Annotated in this window: 12 protein-coding genes and 7 pseudogenes; 9 read left to right on the plus strand and 10 right to left on the minus strand. The window is 35.3% G+C overall.

Going from position 1 to position 18,289, the window contains the following annotated elements:
- Positions 1 to 86 precede the first annotated feature (86 nt).
- Positions 87 to 1,496 (plus strand): ribosome biogenesis GTPase Der, encoded by a 1,410-nt coding sequence (gene der, locus NBW39_RS08280; protein ID WP_250295170.1) that lies wholly within the window; start codon positions 87 to 89, stop codon positions 1,494 to 1,496.
- Entirely contained in the window at positions 1,493 to 2,023 is a 531-nt protein-coding gene (locus tag NBW39_RS08285) for a disulfide bond formation protein B (RefSeq protein WP_370273646.1), read from the plus strand. The genes der and NBW39_RS08285 overlap by 4 nt, the downstream gene beginning before the upstream one ends.
- Before the next feature lie 330 nt (positions 2,024 to 2,353).
- On the opposite strand, the pseudogene NBW39_RS08290 reads toward NBW39_RS08285, so the two are convergent.
- Positions 2,354 to 2,861, minus strand: a pseudogene (locus NBW39_RS08290) (IS66 family transposase); the annotation flags it as partial.
- A 60-nt stretch (positions 2,862 to 2,921) separates the two neighbouring features.
- Here NBW39_RS08290 and NBW39_RS08295 point away from each other — a divergent pair.
- Positions 2,922 to 3,781, plus strand: a protein-coding gene (locus NBW39_RS08295; protein WP_250294642.1) for an IS630 family transposase whose coding sequence is annotated in 2 segments (ribosomal slippage) — positions 2,922 to 3,246 and positions 3,246 to 3,781 — 861 coding nt in all. Because the reading frame shifts where the segments join, the coding sequence is not laid out codon by codon here.
- 28 nt (positions 3,782 to 3,809) lie between these two features.
- On the opposite strand, the pseudogene NBW39_RS08300 reads toward NBW39_RS08295, so the two are convergent.
- Positions 3,810 to 4,457 (minus strand): annotated as a pseudogene (locus NBW39_RS08300) (IS66 family transposase); the annotation flags it as partial.
- A gap of 93 nt (positions 4,458 to 4,550) precedes the next feature.
- On the opposite strand from NBW39_RS08300, the gene NBW39_RS08305 reads away from it, so the two are divergent.
- Entirely contained in the window at positions 4,551 to 5,423 is an 873-nt protein-coding gene (locus NBW39_RS08305) for an IS982 family transposase (protein ID WP_250294632.1), read from the plus strand.
- 12 nt (positions 5,424 to 5,435) lie between these two features.
- Here NBW39_RS08305 and NBW39_RS08310 read toward each other — a convergent pair.
- From NBW39_RS08310 to iscU, 5 genes and pseudogenes are all read right to left on the minus strand, one after another.
- Positions 5,436 to 5,642 (minus strand): annotated as a pseudogene (locus NBW39_RS08310) (IS66 family transposase); the annotation flags it as partial.
- A 261-nt stretch (positions 5,643 to 5,903) separates the two neighbouring features.
- Positions 5,904 to 7,874: an Hsp70 family protein gene (locus NBW39_RS08315; protein WP_250295172.1), complete on the minus strand. Its 1,971-nt coding sequence runs from the start codon at positions 7,872 to 7,874 to the stop codon at positions 5,904 to 5,906.
- Positions 7,852 to 8,310, minus strand: a complete 459-nt coding sequence (locus tag NBW39_RS08320) for an iron-sulfur cluster co-chaperone HscB C-terminal domain-containing protein (RefSeq protein ID WP_370273648.1) — start codon at positions 8,308 to 8,310, stop codon at positions 7,852 to 7,854. The genes NBW39_RS08315 and NBW39_RS08320 overlap by 23 nt, the downstream gene beginning before the upstream one ends.
- Positions 8,303 to 8,707, minus strand: coding sequence for a HesB/IscA family protein (locus NBW39_RS08325; protein ID WP_250295174.1), 405 nt, complete (start codon positions 8,705 to 8,707; stop codon positions 8,303 to 8,305). Before NBW39_RS08325 ends, NBW39_RS08320 begins: the two co-directional genes overlap by 8 nt.
- 10 nt (positions 8,708 to 8,717) lie before the next feature.
- Complete coding sequence (iscU, locus tag NBW39_RS08330; protein WP_250295175.1) at positions 8,718 to 9,110, minus strand: Fe-S cluster assembly scaffold IscU; 393 nt, start codon at positions 9,108 to 9,110, stop codon at positions 8,718 to 8,720.
- A 185-nt stretch (positions 9,111 to 9,295) separates the two neighbouring features.
- Here iscU and ftsY point away from each other — a divergent pair, with 185 nt between their 5' ends.
- On the plus strand, positions 9,296 to 10,207 hold the full coding sequence (gene ftsY, locus NBW39_RS08335) for a signal recognition particle-docking protein FtsY (RefSeq protein ID WP_250295176.1): 912 nt from the start codon (positions 9,296 to 9,298) through the stop codon (positions 10,205 to 10,207).
- Positions 10,208 to 10,903: 696 nt separating this feature from the next.
- Positions 10,904 to 11,782, plus strand: a pseudogene (locus tag NBW39_RS09275) (transposase).
- A gap of 879 nt (positions 11,783 to 12,661) precedes the next feature.
- On the opposite strand, the gene dapE reads toward NBW39_RS09275, so the two are convergent.
- Positions 12,662 to 13,858, minus strand: a complete 1,197-nt coding sequence (gene dapE, locus NBW39_RS08350) for a succinyl-diaminopimelate desuccinylase (RefSeq protein WP_250295177.1) — start codon at positions 13,856 to 13,858, stop codon at positions 12,662 to 12,664.
- 42 nt (positions 13,859 to 13,900) lie between these two features.
- Between dapE and NBW39_RS08360 the strand changes: the two are divergent.
- The 3 genes and pseudogenes from NBW39_RS08360 to NBW39_RS08370 all read left to right on the plus strand — a co-directional run bounded on the left by NBW39_RS08360 (position 13,901) and on the right by NBW39_RS08370 (position 16,546).
- A pseudogene (locus NBW39_RS08360) lies at positions 13,901 to 15,195 on the plus strand (iron-containing alcohol dehydrogenase).
- Between the two features lie 255 nt (positions 15,196 to 15,450).
- The gene (gene bfr, locus NBW39_RS08365) at positions 15,451 to 15,927 is read left to right on the plus strand and encodes a bacterioferritin (protein WP_250295179.1); all 477 of its coding nucleotides are present in this window, start codon (positions 15,451 to 15,453) and stop codon (positions 15,925 to 15,927) included.
- 1 nt (position 15,928) lies between these two features.
- Positions 15,929 to 16,546 carry an SURF1 family protein gene (locus NBW39_RS08370; protein ID WP_250295180.1) on the plus strand — a complete coding sequence of 206 codons (618 nt, stop codon included), beginning with the start codon at positions 15,929 to 15,931 and terminating at the stop codon, positions 16,544 to 16,546.
- 150 nt (positions 16,547 to 16,696) lie between these two features.
- On the opposite strand, the pseudogene NBW39_RS09280 reads toward NBW39_RS08370, so the two are convergent.
- Both NBW39_RS09280 and NBW39_RS08385 read right to left on the minus strand, forming a co-directional pair.
- A pseudogene (locus tag NBW39_RS09280) lies at positions 16,697 to 17,575 on the minus strand (transposase).
- 491 nt (positions 17,576 to 18,066) lie between these two features.
- Positions 18,067 to 18,276 (minus strand): annotated as a pseudogene (locus NBW39_RS08385) (hypothetical protein); the annotation flags it as partial.
- Between the last annotated feature and the right edge of the window lie 13 nt (positions 18,277 to 18,289).

An 18,289-nucleotide genomic window follows, 5' to 3' on the forward strand; every position in this document is an offset into this window, starting at 1 on the left:
AGAATATTCGTATGGCTTATAAAGTCAATAGTTAAATTGAAAAATTTTGATTATAATTTACTTTACATAGAAGATGCCCTTGAATTATGCTAAAAATCACTATAGTAGGCCTGCCAAATGCTGGTAAATCAACTCTTTTTAATAGATTGGTGGGAAGAAAAGCGGCAGTGGTAAGTAATATTCCAGGGGTGACGAGGGATAGACGTGAGGGAATAGGGAGAATTAGCGATCTGGAGTTTAAAGTTATAGATACAGGAGGATGGAACGACCAAACTAATTTTTCACTGCAAGTTATTGAACAAATCGAATTTTCTTTATTGAGTGCAGATATAATTTTCTTTCTTGTTGATGCAAAAGTGCAAAATGAGCGAAATAAAGAGTTTGCAAAGTGGCTGAAGAGAAAAATAAATAAACCTGTGATACTGATAGCAAATAAATGCGAGAGTCATAAGTCTGAAAATGTTGATTATTTGCAGTTTTTTGATTTTCTTGGCCCGGTATACATCTCAGCCGAACATAATCTTGGTATGGTTGATCTTTATGATGCGTTGGCTAGTGTTATTGAAAATATCAGTGCAAATAGTCCTCCTTTCGGTGTCATTCCAGTGCTTGACACTGGAATCCAGAAAAAAAATAGTATGGATCCCAGTGTCAAGCACTGGGATGACAATAAGAGCTCTAATGAGTCCGGTAAATTAAGAATTTCGATAATCGGTCGCCCAAATGTCGGAAAATCAACTTTTTTAAACAGCCTACTTACAGAAAACAGAGTAATAGTGAATTCAGAGCCAGGCACCACACGTGATTCTGTAGATATTGTATATGATCATAATGGGGAGCTAATTACTCTCATTGATACTGCAGGAATCCGCAGAAAGGCGAATGTTGTAGATGGCTTAGAATCAAGATTTGTTGAAAAAAGCTTGGAATCAATCAAGCGCTCTCATGTGGTAGTTTTAATGCTAGACTCCCTGCTTGGCATTGAGCAGCAGGATTTATCAATTGGTGAAGCTGCAATTAAGGGGGGGAAAGGGATTATTGTTGTTTTAAATAAGTGGGATTTAATAGGTAAGGATGACAGAAGTAAGTTAATAAAATTTGTCAAACAACAGGAAGTGACTCGGTTATTCTTGGAAGTGCCAACTGTAACAATTTCTGCGTTGAAAGGCATGCGCTGCGGCGATGTGATAGATAAGTGTCTTGAAGTGAGTGAATCTTTGAACAAGAAAGTCAGCACTGCAAAACTGAATAAGTGGCTAATAGATGCTGTGGAAAAACATTCTCACCCGCTTGTAAAAGGCAAAGCAGTTAAAATGAAGTATATCGCTCAAATTGGTACTAAACCTCCAGCTTTTTCTTTGATATGTAACATACCTGAAAGTGTTGATGAAAGTTACAAACGCTATTTAATTAATGACCTTAGAAAATTTTTTTTTGCAGACGGCGTACCAGTTAGGCTACTTTTGAAAAAAAATAAAAATCCCTATGTAAAATGAATACTCTGCTTTATACTTTCAGGGATAATTTGCTTAAAGTTATGTGTAATAATTCCAGAATTCCTGCAATCTTTCTGCTATCAAGTGCTTTTGCTCTAATTTTTGCATATGTGCTAGAGTATTTTTTCAATATGCTGCCATGCAAGTTATGTACATACGAGCGGGTAGTTTACTATGTTGCAGGGTTACTTGCAGTAGCGTGTATACTGAAAAATAACAAAATTTTAATCTATGCAATGTTTTGCAGTTACCTTGTAGGTGCAATAATATCTTTTTATCATGTAGGTCTTGAACTCCACTTATTTCATGACGTTTTAGGATGCACAGAGCAAGCAGGTGGTAACGTTAGTATAGAAGAGCTGAGAAATAATCTACTAAATCCTAATTACTCTCCATCTTGTGACAGACCTCATTACGTTCTAGGTGTTTCCTTAGCAACATGGAATTTAATTTATCTCATAGCAGCTCTATTTGTATCAGGTAAGTTGTATTGTGGAGAAAGAAAGAAATTTAAGGTACAGCGGTAGTGATTCTGATATAGATTTTTTCTAATATACTGAAATGGATAATGGACAGATAATAGACACTGCACTATTTTTCTATTAACTTTTAACACAACTGCTACACAGCACTCAGAACTTTGTAACCGTTCACGGATCTCTTAATACTAAGCAGGAGTAGCAACTAAACTCTGTAATTTTTGAAAGGGCATTGAGACGTGATGTCAAAAATATTGACAACATTCTTTCCACAAATCTTTCTCCACGTTCTGACCAAGTGAAAAAGCTGTTTTTACGATAGCCGTCTAATTTGCCGTTCTGCAAGGTTGTTTGTTGGTATCCGTTCATCAGAGTGGTTTAAGAAACAATAGATAGGAGATTTTGGAAAGCCCCTTTGTTTCCATGTTAAGTATAATGAAATTATCCGTTCGAGGAATGTGTTTCCTCGCTGTGATTGTGTAAAATATGAGTTTTTACGGTAAACGACATAGTGTCGTATCTGTTGTTCAGCATGTCAATGGAATGTTTTCTGAATCATTCAAAAAATTCCACATCATTCTTTCAGATTTCAAAATATTTTTTGCAACTCGAGAAGCTCCAATTGCTTCAGGTAAGGGAGATATTTCCTTCAAGTAACATCGTGTACGCTTTCGCAATTTTCTTGCGCGTCTGGCAAATCTAAAAACATCTATCTCATTTTTTAACAGAGCTTTTTTCAGTGCAAACAACTCAGCAGCAACATCTCTCAAATAACAGCCGAGAATTTTGACCTCAATGTTCCAACTATGTTTCAAAATCCCTTGATCCAACAAATTTGCCTCTTTTCATCAGAAAAATAATTGTATGCTGCATATCTGTCAGTTATAGTACTTTTCATAATAGTCCAAATAAGGTAAAATAAGGATTTGTAGTAGTGAAGGTAGGTATGCCAGCAGCATATAGTTATGACTTAAGGAAAAAAGCAATGGAAGCTCTAGACGAGGGAGAAAGCAGAGAAACAGTGGCAGCAAGATTTAAAATTGGACGAACTACTTTGTGGGAGTGGCAGCAAAGAAGAAAAGAAACAGGTGACTTTCAATCAAAAAAACTTGGAAATGGAGGTTACAATCACAAAATTACCGACTGGGATGCCTTTGCTAAATTTGCCAGAGAAAACGGAGGAAAGACTCTATTGGAAATGGCTAAACTTTGGAGCAACGTTAGTATCCAAACTATCCACCGAGCCCTGAAAAAAATTGGATTTACACGCAAAAAAAGACCTATGGGTACAAGGAAAGAAGCGAAGAAAAACGTGCTAAATTCTTGAAAATTATAGCAACAAAAGAACCTAAAAACTTAGTGTATATAGATGAGTCTGGCATTGACAACACTGAAGACTACCCCTATGGATATTGTCAGAAGGGACAGCGGTTTTATGCCCTAAAATCTGGGAAGAAAACTCAACGAATCAGTATGATTGCAGCTTTAAGTGAAAGAAAAATAGTTGCTCCATTAACCTTTGAAGGCCACTGTAATATGGATATTTTTAATGGATGGTTTGAGCAATTTTTGATACCGACCTTGGAACCTGGACAAACTGTCATTCTTGACAATGCTACTTTTCATAAGTCTGATAAGATCATTAAGCTTGCTAAAGGGATTGGTGCAGAAATTTTGTATCTGCCACCGTATTCTCCAGATTTTAACAAAATTGAACATCATTGGTTTGCTATAAAAAACAGAGTCAGGAAAAACATTCCTCTATTCAAGTCTTTTCGTCATGCTGTTGATTCTGCCTTTCTATGATCTGTTCGGATTATTATGAGAAGTGCTATACTACCAAGCTATTACGATTGCAGCATACACTGTTTTTTAAAACTTTCATTCCCCTTGACTCTGTAAATTTTACAAAACTTGCCGTATTGCTTGCAAACACCAAGCGAGTTTACCTTTCTTATAATGGCTCGTTTCATCAATAAGTAGAACTTTACTCCTACTTATCTCTTGTTCGATCTGCTCATATGCTTCTTGGCATTTTTCTGCAACTCTAGCCTCGCTATTTGACACGCTACCAACACTGATGTCCAGGTTGAAAATATTTTTTATAATATTTGCTATTTCTCTTTTCGAGTTCTTGTAAAATCCGCTCAGCGCCGCGATTGTTGACTTAACTTTTGGACCAAATGTATCTGGCGTAACACCTTCTGGTAACTTACTGCTTCTTCTTTTCCCGCATCTCCGGCAACGACCATTGATATTCCACTACATAAGGCCTAATTTACGGAAGATCAACTTTTTGATGAATGTACGGTCCCTTGCATATTGCAATCTCTCCTCCGCATTCACAAGTAGATGACAACTTTACTTTTATCACCTCATCTGCATCCATTTTGGCGCGAAAACTTCCTTTATGACCAACCTGACCACCGACGTTTCTGTCGCTCTTTGGCTTGTCCTTTTTTATTTTGTACAACTCTCTAGACCTCAGTTATGGATTAGAAAATAGATAAAAGTATAACTAAGAAGAGGGAAACAGGGTAAACTCGAGTATTTTAGTAATAATAAGAGGTTACCCATGAAGAAAGATATTACAGAACTGTACTGTTGCGTCGAGGATTTTTGTCGTGCGGTAGATGATAATTTTGCAAATAGGTTCTTATCAAACGGCAAAAAACCAACCAGAGTACCAGAAATAGCGCACTCAGAAATTCTAACCATAATCCTATTATACCATAAATCACCATGTAAAAACTTCAAGGCTTTTTATCTTTGTTATCTTCAGTTATTCTATAGATCAGAGTTTTCAAAGCTGCCTTCATATCACAGATTTATTGCCTTAAAGCCGCGAGTTTTGTGGTATTTAGCATTACTTTTGCAATGGTTTTGTGAACAAGCAAAAATGACCGGGATTTCCTACATAGATTCTACTTCAATAGCAGTATGCCATCGAAAAAGAATCTCAAGAAATAAGGTTTTCAAAGGATTAGCAGAGTTAGGAAAGAATACTTACGGCTGGTTTTTTGGTTTTAAATTACATGTAGTAATCAATGAAATAGGTGAAATTCAAGGTGTTACGCTAACCAGAGGTAACGTCGATGACAGAAAACCTGTACCAACTCTAACCAAAAAACTAACTGGACTTTTGTTTGGAGATAAGGGCTATATAAAGAAAGAGCTCTTTGAGAAACTATTCGATAGAGGTCTAAAACTCGTCACTAAAGTGAAAAAAGGTATGAAAAATGCACTGATTTCGCTGAAAGAGAAGATTTTACTAGGGAAAAGATCGATTGTTGAAACGGTTTTTGGCTGCCTAAAAAACAAATTTGAACTTGAGCACACTCGGCATAGATCCACAGTAAATTTCTTGGTACATATTTTTTCTACCCTCATTTCTTATTCAATGCAATCGAAAAAGCCCTGTATTTCTCAGCTTTACTTCGTTGGTTAATCCATAACTGGGGTCTCTAGAGCTTGGTAGAGATGAATTTTTCGAGTTTAAACCAAGTCTTTCCTTTAATTCAGCATTTTCGATTCTTAGCGCCTTATTCTCAGATCTAAAATTTTCGTTTTCTATCTCTAACCTCTTTATCTCTGCTTTTAGTTGCTCTATCTCTATTTTAAAGCTTTCACAGAGCTTGAGAAGACTAGCTAGTAGATCAGACCACACATACTACTTGCGATATTATGTTTTTAGCACTCCTTGTCTACTTTTTATTTTACCGCTCCGCTGAACGGATACTTCCTTTTTGCATGTTTCACCTAAAAAGGATACATTTTAAACTTTTTTGTTGAAACAAAATAAAAACAAAAGTGCTGTTTTCTTCACTCTTTGGATAATTTAATGGTAAAAATTTAGAGAGAAACTTTACACACAATTACTGATATTTTTCCTTAAGTTGACGCCATTGCCTGAACGGATACGTTTTTTCTACCTACTTGTTAATTCACACAACTCTAAAGAAGAATTTTCTAACTCGACGATAGCGTTGTTAATTTCATTCAAGTCGTTGCTTTGTAAAGCGTTTTTTGCGTTCTGTAATAAAATTTTCAACTTTTGGTCAGTGGAAAAGCCATTATTGCCTTCAACTAACTGTATGAATTTGTTGCCATTGATTTTAGCCTCTGCAAGGGAACGAGCCTTTATGTCTCCATCAAAGTTGTTTACTGACTGATTGACCATATCTTGTATGTTGGCTTCACTTAAGCCAAAACTTGAATTTACTTCAACTGTCTGCTCAATTCCAGTAGCTTTTTCTCTTGCAGTAACAGTCAAGATTCCGTCAACGTTAACTGTGAATTCTATTTCAATTCTTGCAGAACCTGCAGGCAGTGGCGGTATACCTTTTAGTTCAAACTGCGCTAGAGATTTGTTATCCTCTATCATTTCACGTTCTCCCTGACAAACGTGAATTTTCATTGCTGTTTGCCTATCAACATAAGTTGTAAACTCTTTTATCTCTGAAACTGGTAGTGGCGTATTTCTTGGTATGATTTTTTCAACTATGCCTCCCATAGTTTCTATGCCAAGTGATAAAGGTAGAACATCCAGGAGAATATTCCTATCTTTTGAGCTCGAAGTTAAATCATGAGCCTGCAGAGCTGCCCCAATGGCAACTGCTTTATCTGGATCCACGTCATTTAGTACTTTATTTCCAAAGAGTTTGACTAGTGAATTTTGAACCAATGGTGTTCTAGTTGCACCACCAACTAAAATTACTCCTTTTATATCGTCAATTTTAAGATCTATATCGCTTATAGTACGAGTGACTATATTGATAGTCCTGTTAACCAAAGGACTGATCGCCTGCTCGAATTCTTCCCTAGTAATTTCGCATTCAAATGGCTTGCCGTTAACAACTCGGTTAGATGTCATTTCAGCGCGTGACGCTGAAATCCACATATTTTTTTCTTCCTGGATCCCAGTGTCACGCACTGGGATGACAGGGTAAGGTCTAATGTTGAATTCAAAAGCACCTACAGTGTTTTTGCTCAGATATTCTTTCACAGAACGTGCTTCAATAAATGATGGCCCTGTCATTCCAGTGCTTGACACTGGAATCCAGTTCTTACTATACAATTGCCCAGCGTGCTCATTTGCAGCTAGATTTTCTGGATCCAAGTAGTCAGGGTACTGGATGACACTAGAGCATTCTTTATTTAGACCTACTTTTTCTCTATACTTATTAAGCACAATTGAACTTAGTAGGTGATCAAAATCATCACCGCCGAGTTTGGTGTCACCACCAACCGCAAGGACTTGAAACACTCCTTGATGCAATTTCAATATCGAAATATCAAATGTTCCACCACCAAGGTCATAAACTGCATATATTCCACTATTATTGTTCTTTTCAATGGAGTAAGAAAGCGCTGCAGCGGTTGGCTCGTTAACGAGGCGAAGAACTTCTATGCCAGCTAATTTTGCTGCATATTTAGTTGCGTTACGTGCTGAATCGTCAAAGTAAGCTGGCACAGTAATCACTGCTTTTTTTACTTCCATTCCTATAGACTTTTTCACCCTCTCGCATAAAGCTTTTAATATCTCAGCAGAAATCTCAACAGGAGTAAGATACTTTTCCTCTGCGCATTTTATTCTAATAACTTTTTCGCTTTCATGATCTATTTCAAAATAAACACCCATCTTGTTCAAATCTTTAACACTTTTACCCATTAAACGTTTTATCGAATAAATTGCACCTGAGTTGACATCGTAGCCAGTTTTTAATGTATTATTTTCATACGAAATAACAGAAGGCAATAGCTCTCTTCCCTGCTTATCTTTAAATACTTTTACATTGCCAGCTTTATTTACCATAGCAATCAAAGAATTGGTGGTGCCAAGGTCTATACCAAAAACTACTTCATTTGAATTTGGTTCAGAAATTTGAATTGGTTGCATTTTTCTTCACCTCCTCAAATGACTTATATAAATATTTCAATCTTAAGACTTGTGTAGCAGCTCCATCAAGATTCTTTACAGCAAAAGCATTAATTAGGTTTTTAATGCAACCTTTTATTTTTTCATCAATCATTCTACTTGCAAATTGTAAGTCGTCACAGTCTAGCAAGTACTCCCTTATTTCCATTGACTCACTCAGTATTTTAGAATTTAAGTGGTCCTTTTGGCTTTTTACATCAAAAAAATCCAGCAAATGCTCAGCACGTTTTAGTGGTGACTTTAGCACTTGATAAGCTTTGTTGATATTTTCCATGTTTTTGGACTGTCTTTCATTTATATCAGTCTTGCTTAGCTCAATATATTTTTTCTCTAACTCATCAAAGCTGATATTGAAAGCTGGTTCAATTTCAAACAATGCAAAATAGTTGCTAGACATGAAAACTCTCTCCACAACCACATTTTCCTTTCTCATTAGGATTTTTGAAAACAAAACCCGATGAAAATTTTTCTTCTACATAATCCATTTCAGAGCCAAGAATAAACATGACGGATTTTGGATCGATCAACACTTTAACTTTTTGGTCATCACTGCAGTTTTCCTCAATCATCGACTCTAAAGGACGAGTATCATACGCATATTCAATATCATATTTTAAACCAGAACATCCTTTTTGTTTAATTAGCACTCTTATTCCTATTGCTTCTTCTGATTTCTCAAGGTTAGCATGCTTTTTTTGATCCAATAAATACCTTATCCTTTCTACTGCATTTGCAGTTATAGTGATAAGTTTTTTATTCTTTTTTACAGTTTCACCTCCGCCTACTTCTTTCATGCTTTAGTTCTCAATGTCCACCTTTACTTTGTTTGCTTTGATAGTCATAAATAGCGGCCTTTATAGCATCTTCAGCAAGCACCGAACAGTGTATCTTCACTGGAGGTAGAGACAACTCTTCCACTATTTGAGTATTCTTTATCTGTGTTACATCTTCAATAGCTTTTCCTTTAATCATCTCTGTTAACAAAGAACTTGAAGCAATGGCAGAACCACAACCAAAAGTTTTAAATTTTGCATCTTCAATAACACCTTTGTCATTGACCTTTATCTGCAATTTCATCACATCACCGCACGATGGTGCACCAACTAAACCAGTACCAACACTTGGATCATTTTTATCCAGAGAGCCAACATTCCTTGGATTTTCGTAATGATCTAATATTTTCTCATTATAACTCATAAAATTACCTATAAACCATTATCTTACATTATAACATATTTAGGTGAAAAACTAAAGTAAAATACACTAGTATCACGGGAATTTTACTCACAAAATAACACTAAAATGAGTGTATTTACTTTACAAATACACTCAGTGCGTGTCATTCTCTATATTAAGTTTGTAATTTTAAAAGGAGTATTCCCTTGAGTTTATTTGGTAACCTTTATAAAGGCCTGTTAAAAACTTCTTCTCGCTTTAGCGACGGGGTGAAGAGTATTTTTTCTGGCAAAAAAAAATTAGATCAGTCGCTTTTAGATGAGCTAGAAGAATTGCTAATTAGCATGGATATTGGTCATAGAACTTCTAAGTTGATTATTGACAGGCTCACAAGCATCAAATTTGACAAGGAAGTTGAGCATAACATTATCACACGGCAGTTAATGAACGAAATAGAAGCTATATTAAACCCTGTCGTGCAACCGTTAATTTTAAATAAAAAACCACATATAATAATGGTGTGCGGAGTAAACGGTAATGGTAAAACCACAACTATAGGTAAGCTCGCATATAAATATAAAGAAATGGGAAAATCCGTTATGCTTGTTGCGTGTGACACATTTAGAGCTGCTGCTAGTGAACAATTAAACATTTGGGCAGAACGTTCTGATTGCTCTATTGTTACTGGAGAGTATGGTAGCGATTCTGCAAGTGTGGCATATAGAGCTGTAAGTCAAGCTATAAAAGATAACGTTGATGTTGTTCTAATTGACACAGCAGGAAGGCTACAAAATAATGTGAACCTTATGGAGGAGTTATCAAAAATATATAGAACGATAAAGAAATTGGATGACACTGCCCCTCACGATGTTATTTTAGTTCTTGATGCAACTACCGGCCAAAATGCTTATAGCCAATTGGAAGCATTTAGCAAAATGGTTAATGTTACCGGGCTAATTGTAACAAAGCTAGATGGCACCGCTAAAGGTGGAGTAGTAATTGGACTTGCAGAAGCTTATAAGGTAAAGTTACATGCTATAGGAATTGGCGAAAGTATAGAAGACTTAAGGGAGTTTACTAGCAAAGAATTTGCTGAAGCACTATTTAATTGTAATTAAAGATTTCTCTTAATTCCCTTACATTTAATTATCTCAATATCATAATTACCATTTTTAGATGGTGTCATTTCAGCGCATAACACTAGACTTCTTGCATAACCATATAACATTGGGAATAGAAACAAAAAACTTCCTTGACAAGCTCCGCCAGCCCCCTTATCATGATGGTGAAGGTATTCAGTTATCTTCATCTGTGCAGATTAAACAGCAAGAAAACAACGTAGTTGGCGTCTTATTTTTAATTTTTTGCACTATGTGCACCTTATGTCTTCACAACATTTCTGGGTTTTCAAGCCGAAACGCGCTGTTTAAGACAGTATAGTACGCCGATTTGCAGGATTAGAGAGTGAACACTAATTACCACGGGATTTCTTTTGCCTTTTTTTCTGCTTAGTAAATTTCTTAAATATTTTAGCTAAGGTTAGTTGCGTTTAAAAGCAGCTAAATTGCAGTGTTTAAGACTTAAAGAACGCCGATACTGAAAATAGACAATGACCAGGGCTTCTTTTGCCTTTTTTTTCGTTTGGTAAATTTCTTAATATTTGTGGCTAAAAGAGCCCAAGAGAGGTGTCATTCCAGCGCTCCTTTTTTTGTCATCCCAGTCTGGGATGGCTTTGTTGCATAGCAACTGAAAAAATCTGGTAGCTACTGACAAAATTCATTATAAAATAGCCATTTAACCTTTGAAGAAAAAATATGCCACAAAAAATGAGAGTCAGTAACCAAAACGAATATAACAAATTTCTCCAGGAAAGAGGAAATATTTTTCGTTACATCGATGAAGCTATCGAAAATTGGTATGAAAATAGTCCAAAAATGCAAGGCGGCAACTATATTTACAGTGATAAAGTCGTAATTTTGGTGCATATAATCGTCAATCTTTTTAGAATTGGTTTAAGACAAACGGTAGGGTTTATAAAAGGATATTTGCAACAAATAGGAAGAAATTTGCAGCTATTCACAAGCATCAAAAGAAACTTAATATTAAGATAAATGATTGCAGAAAATAATATGGAAGATATCGAAATTGCTATAGACAGTACAGATATACAACAATACTCCTGAAGGAAAATAGCAAAGATAGAAAGTATTGCAGCTATAGAAAATTGCATGTAATGTTGAATATATAGCTGTAAAATACAGTAACGGTCTGATCACTATGGAGCTTGTGATTTGCTAAAAGAAGTTCATGCCATAAAAGCACTATATGCAGATAGAGCATATGATAGGCACAAGTTTTATAAGTTGTGTAACGAATATGATATAAAGGCAAAAATTCCACCAATAAACAATGCGGCAGAACATCCAGAAATAGATTATATGTCTGACAGAAATGCTGCTATTAGATTAATAAAATTATACGGTGAAGATGGCGTGAAAGAATGGAAAAAGAAAGTAAATTATGGGAAAAGATCTTATGTAGAAGGTTTTTTCTCGCGACTGAAACAAACATTCTGGTTTAGTTTTCGGAACAAATCTGAGGTTAATCGTGAGAAGGAACTGCGACTCAAGTGTTATTTGCTCAATAAATTCACTGACATTGGTATGCGAAATGGCTACATGAATTTATCGTAAATTACTACCAGTATAAGGTGCGATGCAACAAAGCCCACTGGGATCTCATTTTACTTTATGACGTTGTCATCCTAATACCTTCTCCTGTCATCCGAGTAGCTGACACTGGTTTCCATCCAAGAGGACAATGCCTCCCTCCCCTGTCATCCCAGTGCGTGACACTGGGATCTCATTTCGTAACTTCATAGTATAAATTATTTCAAATTGTATCTATTTGCAATTATATAAATATAATAATTTTGCATAAAAAATTAGATCCCAGTGTCACGCACTGGGATGACAAAAAAGAGGGGCTACTCGGATGACAAGAAGAGGGCATTGGGATGACACCCTACTAGCGGAAGTTACTCTCAAATGTTTGTTCATGTTAGCTACAGATATTAAGAAATTTACCAAATAAAAAAAAGGCAAAAGAAGCCCTGGTCATTGTCTATTTTCAGTATTTGGCGTTTTTTAAGTCTTAAACACTGCAATTTAGCTGCTTTTAAGTGCAACTCACCTTAGCTAAAATGTTTAAGAAATTTACTAAGCAGAAAAAAAGGCAAAAGAAACCCCGTAGTAATTAGTGTTCACTCTCTAATCCTGCAAATTGGCGTACTATACTTTCTTAAACAGCGCGTTTCAGCTTATATAGCTAGCAATACTGTGAAGACATAAGGTGCACATAGTGCAAAAAATTAAAAATAAGACGCCAACTACGTTGTTTTCTTACTGTTTAATCTGCACAGATGAAGATAACTGAATACCTTCAGTTTCATGATAAGGGGGTTGAAGGAGTTTGTCAAGGAAGTTTTTGTAGCTCTCATGGTTTTTACGTCACATGCTGAAATGATACCAATTGTTACTCAAACAACAGTTATGCAAGAGATTTAATTACATCTAAGCTAATAATGGACCACTAGATATATTACTAATCACGTTGACCTGATTCAATATTTTATTAGTGGGATTGAAATAATTTTCTATAAATTCCTTATATATAGCTGTTAATTTGTGTATATCGTTTACTAATACGCATTCGTTTATCTGATGTGCGGTTTTGTTGATTATACCAAATTCAATCACTGGACAAACATCTTTGATAAACGCAGCGTCAGATGTGCCACCACTTGTGCTCAGCACAGCATCAATACTGGTAACTTTATTTATCGCATCAAGCATAATATCAGTATTTCTATCGGGAGTAGAGAGGAAAACGTCCCTGCTGCTATGCATAGAAAGTTTATAATCGTTAGTTACACTGGAGCACATTTCATCAATCAGCTTATATAAGCCACCCGGTGTTTGTTCATTGTTATATCGAATGTTAAAACGTGTAGTTGCTGAGCCAGGTATTAGATTACTAGTATTATTTCCAACATCGATAGTAGTAACTTCGCAATGTGAAGGCTGAAAATATTTATTACCATGATCAAAAGTAGTATTTTTTACCTTACTCAATATCGATATTACCTTATATATTGGGTTATCTGCTAGGTCTGGGTAGGCAACGTGCCCTTGTTTTCCATGGCAAATTAATTCAAATGTTACAGAACCTCTTCTGCCTATTTTTATGGTATCACCTAATTTCTCACTACTGGTTGGTTCGGCAACTACACAAAAATCTATCTTTTTCTGCTTACTTTTCATCCATTCCAAAACTGCCTTTGTTCCATATTCTTCCGTGCTTTCTTCAGCACTGGTAATCAATGCACTTATCGAACCATTAAATTGAAACTTCTCTGCAATCAAATTTACCATAGTAGCAATAAATGCAGCTATTCCGCTTTTCATATCAGCAGCCCCTCTCCCATATAACATTCCATCCCTCACTTCTGGATTAAATGGACCAAATGTCCAATCTTTTAATTGACCTGGTGGTACAACATCAACGTGTCCAGCAAAGCACAAATTTGGTACTCCATTTATATATTTCGCATAAAGATTTTTAACTTTATCACCAAACTCTAAAATTTCACAATCAAAGCCACTCTTCTTGAAGATTGTTGCTATATACTCTATTGCCCCGCTGTCCCTTGGTGTTATACTCTCAAAAGAGATCAATTTCTTAGTTAGCTCTACAGGGTCAATTTTCATGTCAATCTTAAAATACTTATATTGCTATATTGTAAACACTCTATGCACTATTTAAAACAAATATTACATCAAACCGAACAAACTTTTTTAAGGGAAGTAATAACAGATTACCACCTTGCTGATGATATCTATGAAATATGCACACGACACGGAAATGACATCTTTCTAGTTGCAGATGAAAATACAGCAAAACTTTTAAATAAAAACGTATTTAATAAAATTTCTCATTTAATTATTCCAGCCCCACCTGTCATTCCAGCGCGTAACACTGGAATCCATAAGTTGTTTTCCTGGATTCCAGTGTCAGCTACTTGGATGACACCAAGTAGAAAAATGACACTTGCCTCTCTTGAAACCGTAAATCTAGTTAGAAACAAAGCAAAAGACAGTGATTTAATAGTTGCATTTGGTAGCGGACTGGAACTGTTAACGATATCTGCAAATATGCAAGCTACCTCGAGAAAAAAGATTATATATCGTTCCCAACAGCCGCTTCCATGAATGGATATACATCTGCAAATGCTTCAATATTAGTGAATGGATATAAAAAATCGTTCGAAGCACATCTTCCAAGAGCGATATATATAGATATAGACATACTTGCCAATGCACCACTGCGCCTCACATTAAGCGGATTTGCAGATTTCATTTGTCGTTCAACAGTTCAGGCTGACTGGCTACTATCTCATTTGTTGCTTGGCACAAAATACAATGAATTACCTTTTACACTTGTTCGCGATTTGGAGCAAATTTTGCTAAGAGAGTATACGGCGCTTACTAAAAGAAGTAGAAAAGTGGTCCTATTACTTATGGAAGTTCTACTAATTTCAGGACTTGGAATGGTAATATCAAAAGGCAGCTATTCTGCAAGCCAAGGAGAGCATATGATAGCTCACGCAATGGAGATGGTAACAAGAGACCATTCCTCACTACATGGCGAAAAAATTGCTGTTACGACGATTACCATGGCTAATTTGCAGGAAAAGATATTATCAATACAAAACCCGATTATCAAACCGACCACTTTAGATGTAAAACATATAACTCAGTGCTTTGATAATATTGAATTTGTAAGAACTTTTGAACAGAAGCAAATTATGCAGCAAAAAATCCAAGAGATTATTTGTAAAGAATGGCATAATATTTCCAGTTTAATTAAGCAAAATTTACTACCTGCAAAACACCTGCAAAAAATATTTGAAGATCTATCAATTCCACACTTACCAGAGCACCTCAGTTGGAATAAAGAACAATATTGTAAAGTGGTCAATCTTGCGTTTGCAACAAGAGATAGATTCACCTTTCTTGATTTAGCTAACTGCATAGAAAAAAGTTAAGTTTTGTAGTGAAACTGTCATTTAAAGGGATCATAGGCTAAAAGCTAAACTTTGTATCTGTTCAGCCAATGACGTCAACTTAAGAGCCTCCATTAGCAAACTCTCCTAAAGACATGATGGCGTTTAGCACTTTATCGCTGTTAACTTTAGCGCGTATTCATTCAATACGGTTGTTATCAAAGGAACTATTAAATGAGTTGCTATAATCATTGTTATCATATAAATTATGCTGATGAATTGAACTAAGGAAAGATTATGAATGGAGAGATAGTAAAACGTTTGAACAAATTATTGACCAATGAGCTGACTTCTGTACGTCAGTATCTTTTGCATTTTGCGATTCTCAAAAACAATGGAATTAATAGACTTGCAGAAAAGGTAAAAAATGAGCTTAACGAGGAACTTGAACATGCAAACAAGTTGGCAGAAAGAATTTTGTTATTTAAAGGAATCCCAAATTTTCAGGATACAAACGAAATATCAAAGCATGATGGAAAGTTCACAAAAGACACAATACAGAAAATCTTAGAGGCTAATTTAAAATTAGAGGGAAAAGGTATTACGGATATCAAAGAAACGATTTCTATCGCTGAGAAAGAAAAAGATTTTGTTAGTGTAATGTTATTAGAAGAGATGTTAAAGAATGAAGAAGAGCATTTCAATTGGATTGAGAAACAGATTGACCTTATTGAACTAATGGGTGTTGAAAACTATTTAAGAACACAAATATAGAGTGTTAAAAAAAACAGTATTTATTTTAATTATACCTTGCTCACTTCTTTTTTTTTTAGGATTATGGCAAATATTCAGATTGAACTGGAAGAATAATATTATCAAAAATATGAATCTTCCTGTTGTTCATCTGTTGCTCAATGATGATCTTGCGAAATTTAACTACAGACATGTCAAGATTGATGGGATTCTAAGTGATATAGAACTATACGTTTTTGCAGGACAACGTGGCTATCATGTGTTATCTCCTATGCTACTTACTACTGGAAATTATATGCTAGTGAACAAAGGAATAGTTAAAGAAAAAAAAGAGGAAAGAGCAAAAATTGAAAAAGTAGCTGCAGGTGGAGTTTTATATTGCGATAGCAGTAAAAGCAAAAATTGGTTTATCAAGAATGATACTGCTTCGAATACGTGGTTTACTTTTAACACAGAAGAAATCTCCAATGAATTAGGTATTGAGCTAGAGAAGTGTGTATTGTGGCAGGACGATTTTGGCAGTAAATTAACTATACAGCCAATGAAGCATTTGGAATATGCAGTCACTTGGTTTGCACTTTCCTTAACTTGGTTGATTATGTGCGTAATTTACCATAAGCAAAATCTCAATAAAGCTTGAAGCTTTCTGTACATAAAATTAGAGGTATCTGTTCAGCAGAGTGGCAAAATAAGGTAGACGAGAAAAGACAACTATAGGAACAAATGGGTGTCATGCAAGTAGCTGACACTGGCATGGCTTTGTTGCATCGCACCTTATACTGGTAGTAATTTACGATAAATTCATGTAGCCATTTCGCATACCAATGTCAGTGAATTTATTGAGCAAATAACACTTGAGTCGCAGTTCCTTCTCACGATTAACCTCAGATTTGTTCCGAAAACTAAACCAGAATGTTTGTTTCAGTCGCGAGAAAAAACCTTCTACATAAGATCTTTTCCCATAATTTACTTTCTTTTTCCATTCTTTCACGCCATCTTCACCGTATAATTTTATTAATCTAATAGCAGCATTTCTGTCAGACATATAATCTATTTCTGGATGTTCTGCCGCATTGTTTATTGGTGGAATTTTTGCCTTTATATCATATTCGTTACACAACTTATAAAACTTGTGCCTATCATATGCTCTATCTGCATATAGTGCTTTTATGGCATGAACTTCTTTTAGCAAATCACAAGCTCCATAGTGATCAGACCGTTACTGTATTTTACAGCTATATATTCAACATTACATGCAATTTTCTATAGCTGCAATACTTTCTATCTTTGCTATTTTCCTTCAGGAGTATTGTTGTATATCTGTACTGTCTATAGCAATTTCGATATCTTCCATATTATTTTCTGCAATCATTTATCTTAATATTAAGTTTCTTTTGATGCTTGTGAATAGCTGCAAATTTCTTCCTATTTGTTGCAAATATCCTTTTATAAACCCTACCGTTTGTCTTAAACCAATTCTAAAAAGATTGACGATTATATGCACCAAAATTACGACTTTATCACTGTAAATATATTTGCCGCCCTGCATTTTTGGCCCAATTTCATACCAATTTTCTATGGCTTCGTTGATATAATGAAAAATATTTCCTCTTTTTTCTAGAAATTTGTTATATTCGTTTTGGTTACTGACTCTCATTTTTTGTGGCATATTTTTTCTTCAAAGGTTAAATGGCTATTTTATAATGAATTTTGTCAGTAGCTACCAGATTTTTTCAGTTGCTATGCAACAAAGCCATCCCAGACTGGGATGACAAAAAAAGAAGCACTGGGATGACACCATTTGTTGTAAACTCACTTTTACTCTATGGTCTTGCCGCTATCCTGAATGGATACAGCTATTATTTGGTTAGGAAAATTGGGTGGATTTATGAATAGAAAAAGTACCAGGGTCTATGACTCTATGGCGGGGCTATGAAAACCTTAAGGAGAGCATAGTTATGCTTCACATAATGACCTCTCAAAATTGTGAGTAAAAGTGAGATCTCAACCCTATTGAGCACTATTGGTTTAAAATTAAGCACAACATTCGAAAAATATCTCGCATGTTTGCTAATGCCGTTTACTTTATCCTTAAAAATGTCTCTACCTTTGTGGATTAAGCTATATCTATACTTTTTCAACAGCCCGGAATATAAAGTTTTAGGTAGCTTTTGAACATTCCATTTCCTCATTTTCCTTTTTATCCGGCAAAAATCCACCAACTTGTACATCCCACAGAGTCTTATACATTCCGTTTTTATCAAGAAGTTCCTGATGCATGCCATCTTCTACAATCTTGCCTTGATCAAACACTAAAATGCGATCCATATGCAAAAGTGTAGATAAACGATGGGCAATAACGATAGTTGTAACCTCAGTTATG

It is taken from the genome of Wolbachia endosymbiont of Oedothorax gibbosus, assembly GCF_936270435.1.
Taxonomy (GTDB): Bacteria; Pseudomonadota; Alphaproteobacteria; order Rickettsiales; family Anaplasmataceae; genus Wolbachia.

What these genes read in the sequence shown, in the direction of transcription:
- der (WP_250295170.1), top strand. Translation starts at nt 87, where the DNA reads ATGCTAAAAATCACTATAGTAGGCCTGCCAAATGCTGGTAAATCAACT.
- NBW39_RS08285 (WP_370273646.1), top strand. Translation starts at nt 1,493, where the DNA reads ATGAATACTCTGCTTTATACTTTCAGGGATAATTTGCTTAAAGTTATG.
- NBW39_RS08305 (WP_250294632.1), top strand. Translation starts at nt 4,551, where the DNA reads ATGAAGAAAGATATTACAGAACTGTACTGTTGCGTCGAGGATTTTTGT.
- NBW39_RS08315 (WP_250295172.1), bottom strand. Translation starts at nt 7,874, where the DNA reads ATGCAACCAATTCAAATTTCTGAACCAAATTCAAATGAAGTAGTTTTT.
- NBW39_RS08320 (WP_370273648.1), bottom strand. Translation starts at nt 8,310, where the DNA reads ATGTCTAGCAACTATTTTGCATTGTTTGAAATTGAACCAGCTTTCAAT.
- NBW39_RS08325 (WP_250295174.1), bottom strand. Translation starts at nt 8,707, where the DNA reads ATGAAAGAAGTAGGCGGAGGTGAAACTGTAAAAAAGAATAAAAAACTT.
- iscU (WP_250295175.1), bottom strand. Translation starts at nt 9,110, where the DNA reads ATGAGTTATAATGAGAAAATATTAGATCATTACGAAAATCCAAGGAAT.
- dapE (WP_250295177.1), bottom strand. Translation starts at nt 13,858, where the DNA reads ATGAAAATTGACCCTGTAGAGCTAACTAAGAAATTGATCTCTTTTGAG.
- bfr (WP_250295179.1), top strand. Translation starts at nt 15,451, where the DNA reads ATGAATGGAGAGATAGTAAAACGTTTGAACAAATTATTGACCAATGAG.